The organism is Peribacillus sp. P4_B1, assembly GCF_056402395.1.
The window spans coordinates 44607-64243 of the sequence record NZ_JBFUHM010000026.1 but is presented as its reverse complement, the minus strand read 5'-3'; the positions used below and the strand labels follow the sequence as shown (position 1 = coordinate 64243).

The 19637-nt window shown below is 40.0% G+C and carries 25 protein-coding genes and 1 riboswitch; of the genes, 11 read left to right on the top strand and 14 right to left on the bottom strand.

Annotated elements, in window-relative coordinates; genetic code table 11:
- Window positions 1–281: 281 nt before the first annotated feature.
- The gene (locus AC1DVK_RS15920) at window positions 282–938 is read left to right on the top strand and encodes a YitT family protein (protein WP_477626877.1); all 657 of its coding nucleotides are present in this window, start codon (window positions 282–284) and stop codon (window positions 936–938) included.
- Here the strand turns inward: AC1DVK_RS15920 and AC1DVK_RS15915 are convergent, their stop codons facing one another.
- From AC1DVK_RS15915 to AC1DVK_RS15885, 7 genes are all read right to left on the bottom strand, one after another.
- Window positions 939–1799, bottom strand: a complete 861-nt coding sequence (locus AC1DVK_RS15915; protein ID WP_089362527.1) for a DUF421 domain-containing protein — start codon at window positions 1797–1799, stop codon at window positions 939–941.
- Window positions 1800–1829: 30 nt separating this feature from the next.
- Window positions 1830–2036 carry a DUF1657 domain-containing protein gene (locus tag AC1DVK_RS15910; protein ID WP_061461292.1) on the bottom strand — a complete coding sequence of 69 codons (207 nt, stop codon included), beginning with the start codon at window positions 2034–2036 and terminating at the stop codon, window positions 1830–1832.
- A gap of 12 nt (window positions 2037–2048) precedes the next feature.
- Entirely contained in the window at window positions 2049–2399 is a 351-nt protein-coding gene (spoVAE, locus tag AC1DVK_RS15905) for a stage V sporulation protein AE (protein WP_061461293.1), read from the bottom strand.
- On the bottom strand, window positions 2396–3415 hold the full coding sequence (gene spoVAD, locus AC1DVK_RS15900; protein ID WP_477626878.1) for a stage V sporulation protein AD: 1020 nt from the start codon (window positions 3413–3415) through the stop codon (window positions 2396–2398). The genes spoVAE and spoVAD overlap by 4 nt, the downstream gene beginning before the upstream one ends.
- Window positions 3415–3894: a stage V sporulation protein AC gene (gene spoVAC / locus AC1DVK_RS15895; protein ID WP_317778335.1), complete on the bottom strand. Its 480-nt coding sequence runs from the start codon at window positions 3892–3894 to the stop codon at window positions 3415–3417. The genes spoVAD and spoVAC overlap by 1 nt, the downstream gene beginning before the upstream one ends.
- Window positions 3895–3917: 23 nt before the next feature.
- On the bottom strand, window positions 3918–4334 hold the full coding sequence (locus AC1DVK_RS15890) for a YhcN/YlaJ family sporulation lipoprotein (protein ID WP_089362633.1): 417 nt from the start codon (window positions 4332–4334) through the stop codon (window positions 3918–3920).
- A 132-nt stretch (window positions 4335–4466) separates the two neighbouring features.
- The gene (locus AC1DVK_RS15885) at window positions 4467–4670 is read right to left on the bottom strand and encodes a DUF1657 domain-containing protein (protein ID WP_053344237.1); all 204 of its coding nucleotides are present in this window, start codon (window positions 4668–4670) and stop codon (window positions 4467–4469) included.
- 133 nt (window positions 4671–4803) lie between these two features.
- Between AC1DVK_RS15885 and AC1DVK_RS15880 the strand changes: the two genes are divergently transcribed.
- From AC1DVK_RS15880 to AC1DVK_RS15870, 3 genes are all read left to right on the top strand, one after another.
- Window positions 4804–5037 (top strand): hypothetical protein, encoded by a 234-nt coding sequence (locus AC1DVK_RS15880; RefSeq protein WP_410861491.1) that lies wholly within the window; start codon window positions 4804–4806, stop codon window positions 5035–5037.
- A gap of 73 nt (window positions 5038–5110) precedes the next feature.
- Window positions 5111–5338 carry a hypothetical protein gene (locus tag AC1DVK_RS15875; RefSeq protein ID WP_477626876.1) on the top strand — a complete coding sequence of 76 codons (228 nt, stop codon included), beginning with the start codon at window positions 5111–5113 and terminating at the stop codon, window positions 5336–5338.
- A 316-nt stretch (window positions 5339–5654) separates the two neighbouring features.
- Window positions 5655–5924 carry a P-loop NTPase family protein gene (locus tag AC1DVK_RS15870; protein ID WP_477626875.1) on the top strand — a complete coding sequence of 90 codons (270 nt, stop codon included), beginning with the start codon at window positions 5655–5657 and terminating at the stop codon, window positions 5922–5924.
- Window positions 5925–6198: 274 nt separating this feature from the next.
- Here the strand turns inward: AC1DVK_RS15870 and AC1DVK_RS15865 are convergent, their stop codons facing one another.
- Window positions 6199–6636 carry a hypothetical protein gene (locus AC1DVK_RS15865; RefSeq protein WP_089362530.1) on the bottom strand — a complete coding sequence of 146 codons (438 nt, stop codon included), beginning with the start codon at window positions 6634–6636 and terminating at the stop codon, window positions 6199–6201.
- Window positions 6637–6886: 250 nt separating this feature from the next.
- Here AC1DVK_RS15865 and AC1DVK_RS15860 point away from each other — a divergent pair, with 250 nt between their 5' ends.
- The 5 genes from AC1DVK_RS15860 to AC1DVK_RS15840 all read left to right on the top strand — a co-directional run bounded on the left by AC1DVK_RS15860 (window position 6887) and on the right by AC1DVK_RS15840 (window position 11338).
- Complete coding sequence (locus tag AC1DVK_RS15860) at window positions 6887–7543, top strand: 5-bromo-4-chloroindolyl phosphate hydrolysis family protein (protein ID WP_061461298.1); 657 nt, start codon at window positions 6887–6889, stop codon at window positions 7541–7543.
- Entirely contained in the window at window positions 7540–8712 is a 1173-nt protein-coding gene (locus AC1DVK_RS15855; RefSeq protein WP_089362531.1) for a toxic anion resistance protein, read from the top strand. Before AC1DVK_RS15860 ends, AC1DVK_RS15855 begins: the two co-directional genes overlap by 4 nt.
- A gap of 11 nt (window positions 8713–8723) precedes the next feature.
- Window positions 8724–9293: a nitroreductase family protein gene (locus AC1DVK_RS15850; RefSeq protein WP_477626874.1), complete on the top strand. Its 570-nt coding sequence runs from the start codon at window positions 8724–8726 to the stop codon at window positions 9291–9293.
- Window positions 9294–9492: 199 nt separating this feature from the next.
- Window positions 9493–9999, top strand: a complete 507-nt coding sequence (locus tag AC1DVK_RS15845) for an SEC-C metal-binding domain-containing protein (protein ID WP_089362533.1) — start codon at window positions 9493–9495, stop codon at window positions 9997–9999.
- A 340-nt stretch (window positions 10000–10339) separates the two neighbouring features.
- On the top strand, window positions 10340–11338 hold the full coding sequence (locus AC1DVK_RS15840) for a S8 family peptidase (RefSeq protein WP_410861443.1): 999 nt from the start codon (window positions 10340–10342) through the stop codon (window positions 11336–11338).
- Between the two features lie 47 nt (window positions 11339–11385).
- Here the strand turns inward: AC1DVK_RS15840 and AC1DVK_RS15835 are convergent, their stop codons facing one another.
- The 5 genes from AC1DVK_RS15835 to AC1DVK_RS15815 all read right to left on the bottom strand — a co-directional run bounded on the left by AC1DVK_RS15835 (window position 11386) and on the right by AC1DVK_RS15815 (window position 17329).
- Window positions 11386–12048: a YcnI family copper-binding membrane protein gene (locus tag AC1DVK_RS15835; RefSeq protein WP_410861444.1), complete on the bottom strand. Its 663-nt coding sequence runs from the start codon at window positions 12046–12048 to the stop codon at window positions 11386–11388.
- A gap of 18 nt (window positions 12049–12066) precedes the next feature.
- Window positions 12067–13695: a copper resistance protein CopC gene (locus AC1DVK_RS15830; protein WP_410861445.1), complete on the bottom strand. Its 1629-nt coding sequence runs from the start codon at window positions 13693–13695 to the stop codon at window positions 12067–12069.
- A 629-nt stretch (window positions 13696–14324) separates the two neighbouring features.
- Window positions 14325–15950 carry a PAS domain S-box protein gene (locus AC1DVK_RS15825; protein WP_410861446.1) on the bottom strand — a complete coding sequence of 542 codons (1626 nt, stop codon included), beginning with the start codon at window positions 15948–15950 and terminating at the stop codon, window positions 14325–14327.
- 115 nt (window positions 15951–16065) lie between these two features.
- Entirely contained in the window at window positions 16066–16722 is a 657-nt protein-coding gene (locus tag AC1DVK_RS15820; protein ID WP_089362536.1) for a TVP38/TMEM64 family protein, read from the bottom strand.
- Window positions 16723–16843: 121 nt separating this feature from the next.
- Window positions 16844–17329 carry a QueT transporter family protein gene (locus tag AC1DVK_RS15815; protein ID WP_410861447.1) on the bottom strand — a complete coding sequence of 162 codons (486 nt, stop codon included), beginning with the start codon at window positions 17327–17329 and terminating at the stop codon, window positions 16844–16846.
- Between the two features lie 6 nt (window positions 17330–17335).
- A riboswitch (PreQ1 riboswitch) is annotated at window positions 17336–17380 on the bottom strand.
- Window positions 17381–17539: 159 nt separating this feature from the next.
- Here AC1DVK_RS15815 and AC1DVK_RS15810 point away from each other — a divergent pair.
- Together AC1DVK_RS15810 and AC1DVK_RS15805 are read left to right on the top strand one after the other, a co-directional pair.
- The gene (locus AC1DVK_RS15810) at window positions 17540–18061 is read left to right on the top strand and encodes a YbaK/EbsC family protein (RefSeq protein ID WP_477626873.1); all 522 of its coding nucleotides are present in this window, start codon (window positions 17540–17542) and stop codon (window positions 18059–18061) included.
- 215 nt (window positions 18062–18276) lie between these two features.
- Window positions 18277–19089 carry a hypothetical protein gene (locus AC1DVK_RS15805; protein ID WP_089362539.1) on the top strand — a complete coding sequence of 271 codons (813 nt, stop codon included), beginning with the start codon at window positions 18277–18279 and terminating at the stop codon, window positions 19087–19089.
- Between the two features lie 84 nt (window positions 19090–19173).
- Here AC1DVK_RS15805 and AC1DVK_RS15800 read toward each other — a convergent pair whose 3' ends face one another.
- Window positions 19174–19470, bottom strand: a complete 297-nt coding sequence (locus AC1DVK_RS15800) for a DUF3892 domain-containing protein (RefSeq protein ID WP_061461310.1) — start codon at window positions 19468–19470, stop codon at window positions 19174–19176.
- Between the last annotated feature and the right edge of the window lie 167 nt (window positions 19471–19637).

Here is a 19637-nt window from a genome sequence, read left to right as displayed (position 1 = left end):
GCTTGATTCTCTTTAATAGCCTTTACCTTAAAGTCTGGATGATAAGCAATCGAACGATCTGAAACCTGTTTCACATGTGGATTATTCTCTAATTCCTTTATTTGAAATTCATTAAAATAAATCTTACTCATTTTGATTTCCTCCGCCCTATATCTGAAATGATTATAAACGGGGTTCTAGAAAAAGGGCATAGAAAACCCCGAATAAGGGACTTTTTTTACTGTGTCCATTATTCGGGGTATAGTTCACTCATGACCGGGCTCTTTTTTTAAGTGAAGGATATGGATTTTTTTTACATGTATATTCTTGATTCACTAACTTGGACATATATTAGGATTATCAAAAGGGCGGCAGGTGATTTTATTAATTTTCAAAAAGCGGTGGCTGTAAGTGTTGGAAGCTTTATGATGGGTATTGGAATCAATGGTTTTTTAGTTCCTCATCATTTAATAGATGGCGGAGTTATTGGAATTGCACTCATCCTTCATTATTTCTTTGGTTTTCAAACGGGGCTATCGATGCTGATCCTTAGCATTCCCCTATTTTTATATGCCTGGCATTATGAACGGCCCTTTTTCTACAGCAGCATTCACGGATTATTATTGACATCCCTTTTTATGGATTGGCTCAATCCATTGAAAAAGGTCTTTTCCATTTCGATACTAGCTAGCTCTTTGATTGGCGGTGCCATCATCGGGGTGGCCATAGGGCTCATGCTTCGATATGAGACTAGCAGCGGAGGAACGGATATGTTAGCCAAAATCATTTCCAAATCTACCTCTATAGACATTGCTTTGGCCATTATCCTCATAGATACATTAATCATTTCCGCCGCCGCCTTCACCTTAGGTATAGAAATTTTCCTTTTTTCATGTGTGACGATCTTCACCATTGGGCTAATCACTTCTCTTATGGAAGTGAGGAAATCAATACAGTAATCAGTTTCTTAAAATATGGGCTACGTCATCTATTGCCTTTTGCAGTTTTTCGCTATTTTTGTTATACATCTCTTTAGCTTCGTTTGATTCAGTTCCAAGGGCAAATAATTCTAAGTCTGCTTGGCATTTTTTCAAGGTTGCGAGCATTAAAGGTTTTTCCTGAGGAGATGGCACTTTAATTTTATCATCAAAAAGGTCCACGTTTAATTCTCCATTAGAGTTTGCTTGTCCAAGAAAGACATTCTCGATGGTTACGCCTAACTTATCCAGTTCAGTTTTCAGCCAATTTCGGTTTAGACCAATCGTGGATAAGGGTTCGTCTAGAATTTGACCATCCATTATAACAGTCTGAGCCTCCTTGACTGCAGCAACTGTCATTTTTAAATCTTTTGCTGTTAGAGGTTGGTCTTCTTTCTTTAACAGTACGGAAAAATCACCGTTAGCCTCTAATAAGGCAAACTCGACTGTTGATATATCAAAGACATCCTTACTTCGGAGTAACCACAATAATTCATCGGTTGTATACTTTTCCTTTTTTAAATTGTCCTCCATGACTTTTCCATCTTTAATAAAAATTGTTGCTTTCCCTTCGACTAAATCACGAACAATTTTGCTTTTCATGGAAAGTAATCCTGCAATGAAAGGAGCAAATGCAAAAACGAGAATGGAAAGAACACCGTGAACAATATTTCCTTCAACCTTTGTGGCTAACTCTGCGCCAACGTTCCCGATGGTTATGCCAGTGACGTACTCAAAAAAGGAAAGCTGAGATATTTGTTTTTTACCTAACCATTTTGTGATTAAAAAAAGAACAATTAAGAAAAATAGTGACCGTAAAACGATTTCTAACCATTCAGGCATTACTTAGCACCCCCTGCAATTCATAGGTATTTAAAACCCCTTATATTGTGGTTCTTCCCGTTCTAACTCACCCACTCGCTTTTGTACATCCTTCAGTATTTCATTCACCACCAGCATCGTTTCATGCAAGGTGCGTTTAGATTCATCATCTTGAGTCCGGAGTGCTAGGCTGGATAAGCCTGCCTCAACTCCTTTTAGGCTAGAGACACATTGTTTTACATCAGAAGCTATCGTCATGGAGCATCCTCCTTATCCTTTAGGTCTAAAAATAATGGCCCCGATCATACCAAAAATGATGGCAGCTGATATCCCGGCACTGGTTACTTCGAACATGCCAGATACAACACCGATCAAGCCATGCTTTTCCGCTTCGGCTAACGCTCCGTGTACAAGGGAATTTCCAAAACTGGTAATGGGCACCGTCGCTCCTGCACCCGCAAAATCAATGAAAGGTTCATATAATCCAAAACCATCCAAAAGCGCTCCCGTAACAACAAAAGTACATAAAGTATGGGCAGGCGTTAGTTTAAATACATCAAACATTATCTGCCCGATTACACAAATGGAGCCCCCGACTACAAAAGCCCAAAAGTAAATCATAATTGTGGTTCACCGCCATATTCAATTGATACGGCATGGGCAATGCATGGAATCGTCTCACTTTGTTGAAAGGAAAGGGGAGATAACAAGGCACCGGTAGCCACGACGAGCATTCGTTTTATTTCACCCTTTTTCATGCGATTTAATAAATGACCATACACAACGGTTGCGGAACATCCAGGTCCGCTCGCTCCAGATAGGACCGGTTGATCATTCTTGTATATCATTAAACCGCAATCTTTATATTGATTTTCCTCAATGGGAGTTCCATGTTTTTTAAATAATTCCAATGAAACTTCATGTCCAATTTTTCCTAAATCCCCGGTCACTATTAAATCATAATAAGATGGGGAGAGGTTCCGTTCTCTTAAATGGGCTTCAATCGTATCCACAGCGGCCGGGGCCATGGCACCTCCCATATTGAAAGGATCAGTCAATCCCATGTCGATGACACGGCCTATCGTAGCTGAAGTGACTCTTGGGCCTTCCCCGGCACTGCTTAATAAAGCCACACCTGCCCCCGTAACGGTCCATTGGGCTGTTGGAGGTTTTTGCCCACCGTATTCAGTTGGGAAGCGAAATTGCTTTTCAACTGCTGTGTTATGACTTGATGCGCCTGTCAATAAGTAATCTGCCCCTTTGGTATTGACAAGGTATGCTCCGAGAGCCAGTCCTTCCATAGAGGTTGAGCAAGCTCCAAATAAGCCGAGATAAGGTGTTCCCAATGTTCGACAGGCAAAACTCGTAGGGGTTATTTGATTGATAAGGTCGCCTCCGAGGAAAAATTGGATTTGTTCCTTTTGAAGACCCGCCTTTTCGATTGCTTTTGTACTCGCTTCTTCTATGAGGACTTTGTGAGCCTTTTCATAGGAATCTTGATTTAGCCATAAATCGGAATGAAGTAGATCGAAATCATCAGCAAGCAAACCGTTTGCTTCAAATGGACCACCAACGGTTCCGGTTGAGATGATGACAGGCTTTTGATCAAACACCCATGTGCGATGTCCCGTAAGCATTATAAACCACCCCATTGTATGAGTATTGTTTTTATCATTGCTACGATAAAAGCGGAAAATACACCGAATAAGATAACGGATCCAGCTAATTTGAACATATTGCCGCCGACTCCTAAAACGAAACCTTCCGTCCGGTGTTCAATCGCTGCCGATATAACGGCATTCCCGAATCCCGTAAGCGGCACAGCAGAACCAGCACCGCCAAATTGGGCGATTCTGTCATACACCCCAAATCCGGTGAGAAGCATGGCGACGAAAATTAATGTGCCTGCAGTTGGGTTTCCAGCTGTCTGGTCCGTGAAGTCAAAGTAATGGATATAAAAGTTCGAAATGACCTGTCCGATCAGGCAAATTATACCGCCAGTCATAAATGCTTTTACGCAATTCAGCAGGATTGGCCTTTTGGTTTCCAGTTGGTTTTGAAGTTGCTGATATTCCTGTTGGACAGGTGTCAGTTTTTTCTTTTTATTATTTGACATCTTCGTATCACTTCTTTCAATTGTTACGTTTTTTCATTCAATAAGGCTTTTATCCTTTTGAAATCCCTATTTAAGGAGTCCATTTTAGTATGGTCTTTCTCAAGTTCCTGCTCCAGCTGCTCCAGTTCTATAAACATTTTTTGGTCTGTCGAGACCAGGACTTTATAATCAGGAAACATGTCTTCCAGTTCTGTTTGCGATTTTTTTTCAATCTTTTTTAAGCGTAGTCGATCGAAGTTTTCCACTTTAATGGCCACTAGCAGTTCCTTATTGGAATTCACGGCTTTTACATCCGCGACTTCGTCCTGATTCATTAGCTTATTTTTAGCTTGATTGGCCGCCGTTTGGTCAATTGGCTTGTTGGTATGTACTTTGGATATATTCAAGCCCCGCTCCTTATTACTATCTGTTTGACTGGAATTTGCCGAACATCCTGTCATAAGCAAAACGATTAATATGAAAAAAAAAGGAATGAAACAGTTTAGCTTGTATGGCAAGGTATCGTCTCCTTATAGATGGATTAAAGATATAAAAAAGGTTGGTTGCCTCAACCAACCTTTTTATATGATTTCTTATTGCTTATATTGTGGTTCTTCTTGCTCAATCTGATCAATACGGGGAGAAACGCTGTCAACAATCGATTGTGTTTGTTGAGCAGCTTGTTGATAAAGTTGTTTTGCTTGCTCGTTGTCTGTTGAAAGGGCAAAGGTCTCGAAGCTTGCTTGAGCACTTTTTAGCCCGGCTAAAGTCGTCTTAACATCACTAATTACTGTCATGGTGTTACCTCCTTGGTTTTTCACTGCCTTTTTAGAATAAGGAAAAAATGATTAAATATACCTTCCAAATTTCTCAAGGTTTTTTTAATACCTTCTTTTCATTAATCAAACGTTTGATTAATGAAAAGAAGGCATATGGGGTACGATAGCGATAGGGTTTTTCTCCACTGAAAATGGATTGTTTACAGGAGGGAGATGGCATTTGCTCGGAGTTCAATCATTTGGATTAGTGGTGCTGTGCATATGGGGCTTTTCATTGACATGGTTTCATTTTAAAGTTGTAAATGTTTGGGTGCCTATAAGATCAACTGTTGAAGAAGAAGAAACATGCCTTACCGGAGTTCATCAAGGTTGGATGACTACTTAAGCAGGACGAAGAATTGACAAGGTAAGGTCTATAATTATATTAATGGTAGAATCAAGTAAGAGGTGAATTTTAAATGGGAGCATGTAATCTTAACCATTCGCAGCAAGATGTCAGGCAGAAATTTGAGAGTCAAAAGGCATTTTTACCAACCGCATTGAGTCAAGTAATAGATTGTTATCTGGAAAAAGGGAATTCACAGGAAACATTGAATGAACTTTTTCATCTATTGAAGAAGTATGACTTGTCTACCCAGGAGGAACAGGAATCAAGAAACGAAAAATTGAAACAGGTCATGTTGTAATCGAGAAAGAACGGGAGCGTAAGGGATGGCTCACGTTCTTTTTTTGTTTTTTCATTATGGAATAAATTTTTTAACTTTTGGAGGACTCACATTATTTAAGGGATTTTTGTGATACTATCGCATGAACTATTGTTGGGGGGCCCTGCTTAGATAACATTGAAGGATTTGAGGGTAGGAAAGCAGCCGCAGGGATGTGGCTGACTCCTATTTTTTTTATTGGGAGCATCAATTTAAATATGGCGATCATCAATTGAAGATTCTTGGAAACAAGGCTCGTCGTTGACAGCTTACAGATAGTCCACATTTGAATGGGATCTTGACAACGCTGGAGGTCGACCAAAAAGAGGCTGAAAAGGGCTTATCAGGCGGTATGAAACGGAAACCTAATATCGCGTTAGGTACGTGCCCTGATATCCTTTTGATGGACGGACCAACCGAGGGCATCGATCTTCAATCCAAACTCGAAATTAATCAATATGTAAAAATACTGGCAAGGCAAGGAAAAACAATTGTGTATATTTCACATGATATGAGTGAAATCGTAAAGCTCTGTGAACGATGGTGTTCTTCAAAATGGTGTGTTTAAATTCAGGGTACATTTAAGGGAGCAGCTGAAATTTTTTTGGTAAAATGGATATTATAACATCCATAGGCAGAATTTGTTATAAGGTCTGTTAGGGAGACCAAGAATGGTTTTAAGGAGTGATTAATCAGTTAAAGTACGCCAGACAAGGGTTTGGTGGTCCTTTAAAATTTAATCAATCGTTTGATTAAATTCATTTATTGGAATTACTGATTATCAAACCCTTCCGATAAAAGATACAAAAAGCAGGGCCCATAATGAGCTCCTGCTTTTTGTATTAAAAGCCATCCTCTGTTGCGGTGAAGGGGATGTTTAGGTTTCTTTCGACGGCACGAAGTCTTTGATTTAGTCGGTTCAGCCTATTCGAATGGCGTTGATCAGTTTGACTTAGCCTGGTTATTTCCTGGTTAACACGGTTCAATTCTCGATTTATCCGTGTGATTTCTTGGTTCTGCCGAGTGAGTTCCCTCGTTTGACGCTCATTTTGACGCTCAAGTTCCCGGACTCTTCGTTCAAGTTGTTGAGGCTCCCTTTCAAAATCGAACTGTTCGGGCACGTGGCTATATGAATTTTCTTGAATCTGCTGAAGGTTCCAATCTTGCTGTGGTGCATATTCAAATCTTTCTGGCTGTTGGAAATAGGGGTTAAAATTAGACTGATAGTACTGTTGATTTCCATTTTGTTGTGGATAAGGATAAAATCCGTATGAATTCATAGTCAACTCTCCTTTTTAAAATCAGGATGGATACGTAATAACTTATGTAAGTTCCGGTGAAGTGTCTAGGCGTTTGCCCATAATAGTGGGAAGAAGAGATAATTTTATCGAAAAAATTTCAATAAATTTGCAGAAACCATGCTGTTCCTATATCGTTTAGTATAGGAGAAAATCTTTCATCCATCTTGAAACCAATCTTAAAGATAATCCGTATATATAGAAAAGAGTGTAAGTCAGGAGTGTAAAGATAATGAATCGATTTCTTGCTGGTTTTGTTCCGATATTGATTGCATTTCCAATGGTTTTGCCGTTTTGGATGATTAGCTATTTTGGATTGAATCAACCGTTTGTCCTATCTGTTGTCATATCCTTAGCAGGAGGGGCGCTTTCCTATTGGTTAAGTTCCGTTTATTTTTCATCAAGATTCCTGAAAAAGCATGAATTGACGAGAAAAGAATACCAATATATAAAGAAAAATTTAATTGAAGCAAAACCGAAAATATGGCGGGTGCAAAAGGCACTAATCTCGGTCAGGCATATCTCTTCTTTTAAACAGAGGAAGGATATGATTAAAATGATCAGGAAAATATATAGTCTCACGAAAAAAGAACCGAAGCGTTTTTACCAGGCGGAGCAATTTTATTACTCGCATCTGGATTCAGCTACGGAGCTCGCCGAGAAATATGTTTTTTTATCACAGCAGCCAAAAAAGAATAAGGAACTTGAACTTTCCTTAACAGAAACTCGTAAAACCTTAAAAGAACTCACTAAAACGATAGAAAAGGATTTATATAAAGTGATTGCCGATGATATCGATAACCTTAACTTCGAATTGGACGTTGCTAAACAATCCATTAAAACTAGAAAAGAGTCACAAGTAATTGATGAAAGCAGGAGGTTAAAATGAATAACAATGATCCAAACCTGTTGAATAAAACGAATAACGCCAGTTTGATCGATGATCTTTTAGCCAATCCATTCGATGGGGTGCAGGAACTTGAGAAAGTATCTTCCCAGGAAGCGAAACCGGTTAAACTGATTGATGTCATTCCTGAAGAGAACAGGGCAAAGGCTTATCAGCTCGCCGAACAAATCGATCCAACGAATCATCAAGCGATGATATCCTATGGTACACCCGCCCAATCAAAGCTCCTGACCTTTTCAAACTCGATGCTTGAGCATGTCCAGAAAAAAGATGTAGGTGAAGTGGGCAACATTATCAGTGATTTAATGAAGAAGTTAAACGAGCTGAGCCCGGATGAGCTTAAACCGGATAAGCCCTCATTTTTTGCACGCATGTTCGGGAAGCTCTCGGGATCTGTACAGGAGGTGCTCTCCAAGTATCAAAAAACAGGGGCCCAAATTGATCGAATCAGTGTAAAACTCGACCGGAGCAAGAATATCCTGTTATCGGATATTGTAATCCTTGAAAAGCTATATGAAACGAATAAAGAATATTTCCAGGCTTTGAATGTTTATATTGCAGCAGGGGAAATTAAACTCGAAGAAATCCATGAGAAAACGATTCCGGAACTAAGGAAGTCCGCTGAATTAAGCAATGATCAAATGAAATTTCAAGAAGTCAATGATATGCGGCAATTTGCTGAACGGTTGGATAAAAGGCTTCATGATTTGAAATTGAGTCGTGAAATCACTATTCAAAGCGCACCGCAAATCAGGCTGATCCAAAACACGAATCAGGCACTAGTCGAGAAAATACAGTCTTCGATCATGACGGCCATTCCACTTTGGAAAAATCAGGTTGCGATTGCATTGACCTTAATCAGGCAGAGGCATGCTGTAGAAGCGCAAAAGCAGGTTTCCAAGACTACAAATGACTTGTTATTGAAGAATTCTGAAATGCTGAAAACGAATACCATTGAAACGGCTAAGGAAAATGAGCGGGGACTTGTCGATATCGAAACATTAAAGAATACGCAAGCTAACTTGATTTCCACGCTTGAGGAGACCATGCGGATTCAAGAAGAAGGCAGGCATAAACGCCGACAAGCCGAACAGGAATTGGCGTCAATGGAAAATGAACTGAAACAGAAACTATTAGAAATAAAGGGATAAGGGGAGATAAAATGGAAACTATTGAAGCTATAAAAACGAGAAGAAGCATTGGAATCGTCAAGCAAGATCCGGTACCTAAAGAAATGATCGAGCAAATCATAGAAGCTGGAACATATGCACCTAATCATCATCGAACGGAGCCCTGGCGTTTTTTTGTATTGACAGGAGAAGGAAGAAATGAACTTGGGCAGGTATTCGAAGAAATAACAAGAATTGAAAATGCTGATGATACCCCGGAAGAATTAATCAGTAAGCTTGAAAGGCAAAAAAAGAATCCCTTAAGGGCTCCTGTCATCATCGCAGTGGGCATAGAGCCTAGTGATAAGAAAAATGTCCTCGTTTCCGAGGAATATGCGGCAGTGAACAGTGCCATCCAAAACATGCTTCTTGCTGCACATTCCCTAGGTCTGGGAGCAGTATGGAGAACGGGGAAAATAACTTATCATGAAAAGGTCCGGGAATATTTCAAGCTATCCTCAAAGGGGGAAATACTGGCTTTCATATACTTGGGTTATCCTGACATGGAGCCGAAACCTGCTAAGAAAACACCGATTAATGAATTGACCACTTGGATCGGATGAAAGATTAAGGATTAGGGGCAGCTGCAGCAGTGCAAAATCACTGCTGCAGCTGTTTTTTTGCCTTCAATAAGGCTTCCATATATCTGCTTTAACGAAATGGATTTGGCCTCATCAGGCTTCGTTTCAAGTGACGATTGATGAATTAGGTTGTACAATACATAGGAAGAATAAACTTTGATGAATTAGGATGTGTCTATAGATGAGAACGATTGATCCATTTGAGATCCTCGATGGAAAAGCGATTAAATATTTGGATGTTTTTGGCGTTGAGGATGGCATTGCTTTAAAGAGTAAGTATGAAGATAAAACGTATTGGATATATGATTATTATTGCATGCATCAGACTTGTGATTGCCAGGAAGTATACCTTGAATTCGTTGAGGAGCGCAAGACCAATAAACAGGCTGGACAGCATTTTGGAGTTAGGGTTTCTTTCAGGGATAATCAATTTGCCCTGGAGGATTATAATATATCCAAGCAAAAGGCGATGGATATCGCGGAAGATACGTTAAAGTACAGTAAAGATGTAATGGAGTTATTTAAACAGCGGTATCAGCAAATGAAGGAAAAAGGCACGCAAATTATCATGGAAAGTGCCAAGGCAGCTAAAATGCCGCACGTCCATGAAAATCCAGTAATTGGAAGAAATGAACCTTGTCCATGCGGAAGCGGGAAAAAATACAAAAAATGCTGTGGTGCAGCTTAACATCCATGGAAGCTGACTCGATTCTGGGGTCGCTTCTTTTTTAGTTGCGAAAAGTGCTTAGCTTTAAAATGAAATTTGATAATTGATAAAAAACATGTAGAACAAACAGAACATTTGTTCTATAATATGAATTACCAGATAATAAAAGAAAAAGAAATAAAAAGTAGTTATTTAGACGGAATTTTCCGAAAACTTCTTTTTTATTTTTAAAAATCTGGTATATATAAGGGAGAAGAGTTTTTTGATCTCATCTCTTTCAACGGTAGACGGCAACCAGACGGGATGAAAATCCCCACACTGTTGGCAGTTTAACTTATTGAACGAAGGAAGGGGTAATCAAATGACAAGAGAAAAAAGATTAATACCTTACAAAGTACTTGAAGTAATGGACACGGTGAAAGAGAAGATTCCCGAGGGTGTCGAGCTTGTGAAGGCCCCGGCAGTTTGGGAAAAAGGCAATTATGGTGAGGGTGTGGTAGTTGCCGTCATCGATACAGGCATTGATAAAGGACATCCAGATCTTAAAGAAAGAATCATCGGAGGGAAGGATTTTACCAATACCGGGGATTATCAAGATGATAACGGACATGGGACACATGTGAGCGGTACAATTTTGGCTGCCGTTAATAATGCTGGTGTAGTTGGAGTGGCTCCTAAAGCAAGCGTATTAGCGTTAAAGGCCTTAAATGGTCAAGGGCAAGGCGAAATAGATTGGATTAATGGAGCTTTAGAGTATGCAATCAATTGGCGGGGACCTAATGAAGAAAAGGTTTCTGTTATTTCACTTTCACTAGGCGGTCCAGCGGATGAAGCTGAACACAAACTCATTCAAAAGGCTCTTCAGAACGATATCCTTGTCGTTTGCGCCGCTGGAAATAGTGGCGATGGGCGTCATGAAACGGATGAAATGGATTATCCTGGAGCATATCCCGAGGTAGTGGAAGTAGGAGCTGTGGATTTAAACAGAAATTTAGCTGATTTTTCAAATACAAATGATGAAATTGACTTGGTGGCGCCAGGGGTTGGTATTCTTTCTACGTATCCAGGAAATAAATTTGCAAGGCTGAGCGGAACGTCGATGGCTACGCCTCATGTAAGCGGTGCAGCAGCCCTCTTGAAAGTGATTGCGGAAAAGGAATTTGACCGCGAATTAACTGAATCGGAATTATATGCACAGTTAGTGAAAAGTACGGAAGACCTGGGAATAAGCAAAAAGGCACAGGGCAATGGAATGCTTAACCTAACGATAGCGGGACAAAGAGTGGAAAATTCCATTAATACTACCATAAAATCAGAAAACCTTCAGTTTCCGAGTAAATCGGTAGTCATGGAAAATTAGAAGTGAAAAAAGGTGCCCCATGATTCTTGGGGCACCTTCCATAATGATTATTTTTTATTTTTCCTAAGAGCTGCAAAAAGCGCTACAATGGAAAGAATTAGTGATATGACAGCCAGAGTGATGATCAGCGTTTGATTGCTATCACCTTCTGTTGTTACGGAATCCTTGGCATTGTCAGCAGTCTTGGAATTATTAGTGTCTGCTTCATTTTTGTGACCATGGTCCGTAGATCCGGCAGCATCCTTGGGAGCTACCGAAATTTCCGTTACAGAATGCGGTAGGTCTGAGCCTTCATCACCGCTCCATTCAACAATTTCACCATCTTCGTAATATTGAAATGCATCCCAGGCCACTTTCGTTTCTTCTTTAGGATTTTGGGCAACGAATGAGAATTGCTGGAATTGTCCAGCGGTTATTCCTTCTTCAGTTGCTGCCCAAGTTACCGTTTTTACATGCCCATCTTTGTCAGCCTTGGTTGTCACTTTCCATCCTGGTACAGGCTGATAGCTTTCAAAAGTAACCCCTTCAGGTACTTTTAAAGTCACCTTTGTGGTGGCAGTCTCTTTTTCAACGGGCACTTTGAGTGTATAAGTTTCCCACGCCTCAGGTGCAGATGAGGTTGGCTTGACCGTAACGTGTGCATACGCAGAACTAGAGAAAATGAATAATGCAGCAAATGTGGAAATAAGAAGCTTTGAAATGTTTTTCATTTGTATTTATCCCTCCTGTTATGAATTCCCTATGAAAATTGTAAAATCAGCATTGATTGAATCCAGGCTATCAGTTAATCCGTGAATATGGATATTCCACTTTCCTGGCATGGTTATTATAGACTTTGATGCAAATGTACCTGTGCTTTTTTCCTTCATTTGCAGCTTTATCTCACCGCCTGGCGTATCTACTGGCTGCATAGTGATTGTAAGCTGTTCTATTTCAGCTATCGGCTTGCCTCCATTGGATAGATCTACTTGAATCAGGTTATCCCCGACTTTATTCGGAGTCACCATTAATGTGACCTCATTATTTTCATTAGTCAGTAACGTTTTTTCTATTGGACCGGGAGAAGACATGGCAGTTTGGACATTTGTCAATAGAGCCGCAACAATGAGTACGACGATTCCTAAACCAAACTCCATTCCCACACTATAACCAAGTTTTTTAACCCGCTTTTTCCCCCTGAAATAATGAAAGGCCCCTAAAACGATCATGACTAACATGAGACCAATTTTCGCAAGTAACAATTGTCCATATGTTGTATTTATCAATGAATGGATAGTCGGTACATGCTGTAAACTGCTATAGATCCCGCTAATGATCAGTATGATTACAAACAGAAACGACCATCTGGAAAACCTTTGAATGATTGACCAGTAAAAGATTTTCTTATCGTCTGCCTGCCGATTAGCAAGTCCAGGCAAAATAACCAATAAGGCCAAAAGGCCGCCAAGCCATAAAGCCATGGACAATAAGTGGAGGAAATCCATCAAAACGGCCAGAACCTGATTAGGAACAGCTGCCGTATGTCCAGTTAAAGCCTTACAAACCATCAAGATTGCTATTATGATGAAAGAAAGGAAGGGTAGTGATTTAATCAGTGTGTTCTCGAGCATGAAATAAATAACYAAAAACAGAAGGAGCAACAATAGAATTTCTATGATCCAGATGGTACCGAAGCTTGTAGCATTCAATACTTCTTTTATAAAAGTCCCATTAAACGCATCCGCCCAACCTACACCAGCGTCAATCGTCACTTTTAAAGGCAGACTGCAGAAGATGGAAAATGCTAGACCTGCATATGAAAGCCAAAGGTATAGACGAGCCCTGCTGCTGGCTTCAAAAAGACGAGAACCCTTCATTAAAGATAATTGGAAAAAAAGGATTCCGGTAAGGGCCGCGAAGCATATGTATTGAAGACTTTGCAGGAAAACGGTGATGGAATCCGGAAAACCTGCGTTCACTTTGGAAATTTCTTGATTTGGTAGGACCGTTGAATCTCCAAATTGAAAGGGGATTGTCCCTTCAATGGGATGGCCATCGCTGGAAACCACTCTCCATTTTATGTAGTAAATCCCTTCATCAATAGTGCCTTTCCACTTAGCTTCCAGTACTTTTTCACTTTGTTCCGAGATTGCACTATCTTGAATTTGAATTTTGTCCCCATCTTGGCTGAATACCTCAAGCGAATGGAAAGCTGGTTGTATATTCTCACTGAATTGAATGCTGATCTTTTCAGGAAGTGTATCCATCACTTCATTCGGGCTAGGATTAGAGCTTATTACTGTAGCATGACCAGAAGCCATTGCCGGGTATAAAAGCAAACTGAATAGGCTGACTACCAGCCATAAATAATTCTTCATCTTGGTGTGCCATCATCCTTTCATCAGATTATGTAAGCTTATTATAAAAGGAAAATGTGAAAAAACAGTGAAAATAAATTAGTTATCTAAAGGCAGTTTGAGAGGTTCACTAAAAAAGTGATAACAATAAGGTTAGATTTGCCTAGCTTCCACCATTATAGCCAATAAAACATCGGATGGGAAATATTGGTGGTGATTCCCTTACGTAAAAATCAATAGGCCTGTGGCGCAAACCCGATTAAGAAGTAATTTTTCAAGGATAAAGCAAACCCGAGCTATTTCAGTTACAGTTTCAAAGGATCGGGAGCGACGTAGTCCTTGTTTTTCTAAAGGATATGGATGTGGAAAAGGATAAGGATAAGGATAAGGATAAGGAAGAGACCGTGGATGATGTCAAAAAAAAGAGGCGGTAATTGAGGCAACGCAAATGGGTACAGCTGGCAAAACAGAGACCGTTACATCCAATAACGCAGGAGGGCAAAGGATACTTAAAGGGGAACCAACCTGATGAGGCTGTGTCATTCTTGAGGGAAATCAAGGATTTCTTTACCTCCCTATTTTAATTTTATCAAGTATAGTTCCGAAACCTGAAAAAAGGACAAGATAAAGGCTTGTCCTCCGATTTATACTTATATGGGCAAAATGATTTGGACCTCGGTTCCATGGTTTAGTTCGCTGTTAAAACGGACCTTCCCCCGGTGCGCTTCAATGATTCGGCAGCTGACTGTCAATCCTAACCCTGTTCCTTTTTCTTTAGAAGAATAGAAAGGTTCACCAAGATGCTTTAACCGTTTTTTTTCTATTCCGCTTCCATTATCTTTGATGGTAATGGAAAGGTTATTGTCCATGCGCTCGAAATCAATCAAAATGTGATCGGCGGATGCCTCCATTGAATTCTTGAGCATGTTTATGAATACTTGTTTTAATTGGTTTGCCTCACATAACAGAAGCGGTATTTCGTTTTTAACAGATATTGATATTTGGGTGGGGTACGAGTCCGCCTCTGGTTTCAACAATGTTTTGACATCATTCATCAGTTCGATGATTTGATGTTTGCTGAATGGAAGTTCCTGTGGTTTTGCCAGAACGAGTAACTCACTTACAATTAGATTGATCCGGTCCAATTCACTTAACATAATCGTGTAGTATTGTTCATAGGGATGGTCGCTCTTTTTAAGCAGCTGGACGAAGCCCTTTAAAGAAGTCAACGGGTTTCGTACTTCGTGGGCTACACTTGCGGCTAGCTCGCCAACTATCGACAATTTTTCGGTTCTTCTCAAGCGTGCTTCAGTTTCTCGAATTTGAGTGACCTCTTTAGCATAAGTGATGATCCCGACCAAATCTTCGCCAACCATCATCGGGACAAACGTACATGAAAGTAAGATGGACTTCCCGTACTTCGTTATGAATTCTATATCTTTCCCTTTTTTGATCCCCTTATGGTTTTCCATGACATATTGGCAAGATGTACGGATTAAATCCGCATCTTCTGCTGAAAATTTCAAATTAATGAATGAGGCACCATGTATTTCTTCTTTTTGAAAGCCTGTTACCGTTTCAAACCTTGGATTTACGGTCGTGATCAATCCGTTTAAATCAAGCATCAGCATCGGATAAGGATTGTGTTCAAACAATGATTTATAGCGTTGTTCACTATCGAATAATTGTTTCTCCGCGACAACCCTTTCAGAAATATCCCTGCCAATGACGACTAAGCCTTTTCGTGAACCATCCTCATGGAACAGAGGAACTTTGATTGTATCAAAGGTCTTGTGATTGCCGTTGGGAAGAGGGATGATTTCCTCACATCTTGTGATTTCCCCTTTTACCCACGTTTCTTCATCGGAACCTTCACAGTATATCAACGCCTCTTTATAAAATTCGGAGTATTCTGCGAGTTCGCTGTCTTTTTTTCCTTTATAGTCTACATGCTCCAATTGAAATAATTGCAGCCCGAAGGCATTGGATTCAAGCCATCGGCCATCACCATCCTTGAAGTTAACGAAATCCACCATTGAATTGATGAGGGTACGCCGACGTTGTTCCGCTTCTTTTAATTGTTTGAATTCTTCCCTTTTAGCTAAGTAAAGGTATAAGATCAAGCCTATAGATAAAAGGAAAAAAATGCCTTCCGCTCTTTGAAGTTGAATGAAGAACTCTTTGTTATGGATATTTGTAGTTAAAAAATAGTCGAACACGACTAGTGTAAGAATCCCGGATAGGATATAAATTGCTAAAATGGAGCGTTTGGACATGGAGATTCTCCCTGATTTTAAGACATTTCAAAGGTAAAATTACATACACATTTTAACAAACTATCGGAAAAAAATATATGCAGAATCCTAAATAAAAAAACAGGGGCCAATGCGGTCACCTGTTTTTTCTGAATAAGGATAGTTTCTTTTTCTTTTTTGCACGCTTATAGATAATGAAAAATAGTAAGAAAAGGAGTGCAAGTGCAGCTAGCGTATATTGGTTCATTTCAACGGATAGGAATCCATATGGGATTAGAGATAGGAAGAAAAAGTATATAAGGTTGCCTAGTGCCGTCGCAAATAAAAAATCCTTGAAAGTGACGGTGCTGACTCCAGCTGCCAAGTTAATTAAACTTGTTGGGATAAGCGGGAAAATCCTGCCGGTAAAAACGTACATGAAACCATGCTCTACAACAGTTTCTTGCCACTTTTTTCCCATCTTCTTTAAAAGAGGTTCCTGAAACCAGTTTCTTGCTGCATAAAAAATAAACCCTGACGCAACAACACTTGTAAACCAACTCCATAGGTAGCCATATATGAATCCGAATATCGTGACATTGATAGTCAGGAGCAATATTAAGGGGATGATTGTAAATGAATTTTGGACAAACATCAATACGAATGTCACAATAAATGTAAGCAATAAGTTTTCCATCAATATGCCAATAACTGAATCCAAGTCACTTTTCCAAATCAAAGTAAATAATTCTGCATTTGAAAAAATAAATAATGCCATTACCAATAGACCGGTTAAAGTCAGGACTTTTTTCAAAGGGTCACCACCATTCTGACTAATAGTTTATCATTTTCAAGTTCATTGGTGAAAACAGAGCTGTCGCATGATGCAGACAGCTCTGTTTACATTATAGTGGGTTAACGACGCGAGGATTCCTTTATAGCCACTTTTCAAACTGAATTCTTTTGTTCATTCCATAAATAATTGGCGCACCAATCAAGAGGACAACGAACTCACCAACAGCCGTGGTCATCCAGCTTAACCAGAATGGTAAGCCAAAGGCAAGGTTCAGTTCAATTGCAATTAAGAACATTGTGAATGTGAAAAAGATAATCGTGGCGAACATTCGTCCTTTAATGCTTTTTATGAACCGAGATACAAAAATGACAAGCAATAAGGCGAGTACGGATTGCCCTACCCCGAAAATCAAATCAAATGGCACCATCGGCGAAAAAAGCAGATTAGATATGAAGACGCCGCCCACGATACCGTAGATATACTTTTTATTGAATACAATCAGATGATTCAACATTTCCGGTACACGAAATTGGAACATCTCAAAAGCAATTGGTTTAAACACCAATGAGACCGCCACATACAAGGCAGCCAATAACCCGTTTATCACGAGTGTACGAACATTCATTTTACTCTCTCCCTAGTTTTTTATCGTGGGATGGTTACGAACCACGTTAAGGCTTTTGCCCGAAGATTAATAGTATCTCATGTAAGCTTGTTTGGTCAATTTGTAAAGAATGGTTGTATTTATAAGGCAGGGGAAGTCCAAAAGGATTTTGATTTATTGTAATGAAGGATGATATTATTTTTGTATGAACTTCAAAGGAGTGAAAATTATATGTGTATCGAGAGTGTCAAAAGCCATTTTAAACAATGGGACCGGGAAGGCGATGTAATGGAGTTCGAAACATCGAGTGCTACGGTGATTGAGGCAGCAGTTACCATCGGCGTTATCCCAGCACGGATCGCTAAGACTCTTTCCTTTAGGGGGGAAGGTGAACATGCTATTTTGGTTGTAGCGGCAGGGGACGCAAAAGTGGATAATAAGAAATTTCGTCAGGTGTTCGGATTCAAGGCACGAATGTTATCACCTGAGGAAGTGCTCGAACAAACAGGCCATGCCATCGGAGGAGTTTGCCCATTCGGACTTGCAAACAATCTAGATGTTTTTCTTGATGTATCAATGAAGCGCTTTGAGTCATTGTTCCCGGCATGCGGCAGTACGAACTCTGCAATAGAACTTACACTCGCTGAATTATTTGAATATTCAGGAGCAAAGGGTTGGGTGGATGTTTGTAAGGCTTGGGAAGGAGAGGGGAATGAGGAAACGGCGGTAGGCAATGCTGTTGATGGCATTTGATTTATGGTGCCAAAAAGATCCAGATGAATGGGATTGAGTCCACATGGGTGGACTTTATTTATTGATGACATGGACATTTTATTATTCAGTTAGCGGTTAAAGCCTTATAAACTTGTTCGAATGCGATTGCTCCAAAACTTTTGAAGAGGCAAACGCTCTTAAAGCGGTTCGTGATTGGTAAAACGTGCAGAAAGTTCATAAGCGGAGGATGAAAGATGTTAATTGGAAGCCATGGGAAAAGCAATAGCAGCTATCTTAGTCTTAAAACTCTTTATGAGGAAAATATCACGGTAAAGAGCATAGCCCAGGAGCTTGAGTTTTGCCATAAAAACGATCTGGCGCTGGATATCCAGAAAGCTCTGGAAAAAAAGAATTTTGATATATTGGCAGTGCAAGATCAAGGAGAAATCATCGGATATATAGATAGGGAAGAACTAGGTGAAGGGAGCGTTTCGGAATATTTAAGAAATTTTTCACCAAGGGAAATGGTTTCGGATTCAACCCCTTTGATCCAGCTTCTCCATATTTTTAAGAATAAAACAAGGGTGTTCGTATTGGAGAATAATTCAATTAAAAAGTTGATCACCCATGCCGACCTTCAAAAGCCTCCAATCAGGATGCTCATATTCGGATATATTACCTTATTGGAAATGAGGATGAGCGATATCATCATGGATAGATTTGGCGATGGCACCTGGCATCCAATGATCAGCGAAGACCGTTTAGAAAAAGCAACCGAATTATATAGGAGGAGAATCGATAAAAATGAAGATATCAATTTAATAGAGTGCCTGCAAATCAGTGATAAATTCGACATCATACATAAGGATAAACAACTGAGGTGTTTCTTCCAAATCCCTTCAAAAAGTAAAGGGAAAAAGGATGCCAATGCCATCCGGAAATTACGTGATAAGATTTCCCATGCTAATGAACTGGGTCTGGACATGTCGTGGATGGAAATCATTGAGGTTGTCGAGTCCTGTGGCCAACTGCTCGAAATCTCTGAATCCTATCAGTATGAAAAATAAGGATCCGGCTATCATGCTGGTTCTTTTTTATCGTTTAGATCCAGACAGAAAAAACTGCCCATATCAGGCAGTTTCCCCGTAAACTTAAAACTCCGGTAGTTGATCCAGGTTATTTTCTTTTATCCCATCGGGCTCACTCCGCAATATGTCACGGCCATATTTATGAAAGACGTCAACATTGGCCAGGTTGCCTGCTTTGGCTTCCGAAAGGGCAGTGGGGTAGTCGAGCTCGCGGCCGGAGTCCGTCTTGATGGCGATAATATTGTCCTCTTCATTTTTCCTTACGGCGATGATTTCTTCTTTTCCAGCTGAATCAAGTTGGTTTGCTTGCGGTGTTCCTTGCTGTTTATAGGATTCATAGGCTTTTTCAAATTGGTCCATGTTTTAGACACCTCCTATTTATAGGGTGAGCTATTTGGTCTGCAATATACAAACCGGATTTCGTCCGACTTGAGCCGTTAATTCGTCCAGAAGTGCCGACTTTTCGGCACTTTTTTTTAGTGAATGCTGTTGTCTTGGCCTTTTGAAGTGGCATGGCACTTGCATCT

Excerpts from the sequence above, each read along its gene's own strand:
- AC1DVK_RS15890 (WP_089362633.1), bottom strand. The coding sequence starts at position 4,334 with ATGACAGGATGTTCGGCAAATTCCAGTCAAACAGATAGTAATAAGGAG.
- AC1DVK_RS15865 (WP_089362530.1), bottom strand. The coding sequence starts at position 6,636 with ATGAATTCATACGGATTTTATCCTTATCCACAACAAAATGGAAATCAA.
- AC1DVK_RS15855 (WP_089362531.1), top strand. The coding sequence starts at position 7,540 with ATGAATAACAATGATCCAAACCTGTTGAATAAAACGAATAACGCCAGT.
- spoVAE (WP_061461293.1), bottom strand. The coding sequence starts at position 2,399 with ATGATTTACTTTTGGGCTTTTGTAGTCGGGGGCTCCATTTGTGTAATC.
- AC1DVK_RS15915 (WP_089362527.1), bottom strand. The coding sequence starts at position 1,799 with ATGCCTGAATGGTTAGAAATCGTTTTACGGTCACTATTTTTCTTAATT.
- AC1DVK_RS15860 (WP_061461298.1), top strand. The coding sequence starts at position 6,887 with ATGAATCGATTTCTTGCTGGTTTTGTTCCGATATTGATTGCATTTCCA.
- AC1DVK_RS15800 (WP_061461310.1), bottom strand. The coding sequence starts at position 19,470 with ATGGACCAATTTGAAAAAGCCTATGAATCCTATAAACAGCAAGGAACA.
- AC1DVK_RS15845 (WP_089362533.1), top strand. The coding sequence starts at position 9,493 with ATGAGAACGATTGATCCATTTGAGATCCTCGATGGAAAAGCGATTAAA.
- AC1DVK_RS15835 (WP_410861444.1), bottom strand. The coding sequence starts at position 12,048 with ATGAAAAACATTTCAAAGCTTCTTATTTCCACATTTGCTGCATTATTC.
- AC1DVK_RS15810 (WP_477626873.1), top strand. The coding sequence starts at position 17,540 with ATGTGTATCGAGAGTGTCAAAAGCCATTTTAAACAATGGGACCGGGAA.
- spoVAC (WP_317778335.1), bottom strand. The coding sequence starts at position 3,894 with ATGTCAAATAATAAAAAGAAAAAACTGACACCTGTCCAACAGGAATAT.
- AC1DVK_RS15910 (WP_061461292.1), bottom strand. The coding sequence starts at position 2,036 with ATGACGATAGCTTCTGATGTAAAACAATGTGTCTCTAGCCTAAAAGGA.
- spoVAD (WP_477626878.1), bottom strand. The coding sequence starts at position 3,415 with ATGCTTACGGGACATCGCACATGGGTGTTTGATCAAAAGCCTGTCATC.
- AC1DVK_RS15875 (WP_477626876.1), top strand. The coding sequence starts at position 5,111 with ATGGGAGCATGTAATCTTAACCATTCGCAGCAAGATGTCAGGCAGAAA.
- AC1DVK_RS15920 (WP_477626877.1), top strand. The coding sequence starts at position 282 with ATGGATTTTTTTTACATGTATATTCTTGATTCACTAACTTGGACATAT.
- AC1DVK_RS15850 (WP_477626874.1), top strand. The coding sequence starts at position 8,724 with ATGGAAACTATTGAAGCTATAAAAACGAGAAGAAGCATTGGAATCGTC.
- AC1DVK_RS15825 (WP_410861446.1), bottom strand. The coding sequence starts at position 15,950 with ATGTCCAAACGCTCCATTTTAGCAATTTATATCCTATCCGGGATTCTT.
- AC1DVK_RS15815 (WP_410861447.1), bottom strand. The coding sequence starts at position 17,329 with ATGAATGTTCGTACACTCGTGATAAACGGGTTATTGGCTGCCTTGTAT.
- AC1DVK_RS15805 (WP_089362539.1), top strand. The coding sequence starts at position 18,277 with ATGTTAATTGGAAGCCATGGGAAAAGCAATAGCAGCTATCTTAGTCTT.
- AC1DVK_RS15885 (WP_053344237.1), bottom strand. The coding sequence starts at position 4,670 with ATGACAGTAATTAGTGATGTTAAGACGACTTTAGCCGGGCTAAAAAGT.
- AC1DVK_RS15840 (WP_410861443.1), top strand. The coding sequence starts at position 10,340 with ATGACAAGAGAAAAAAGATTAATACCTTACAAAGTACTTGAAGTAATG.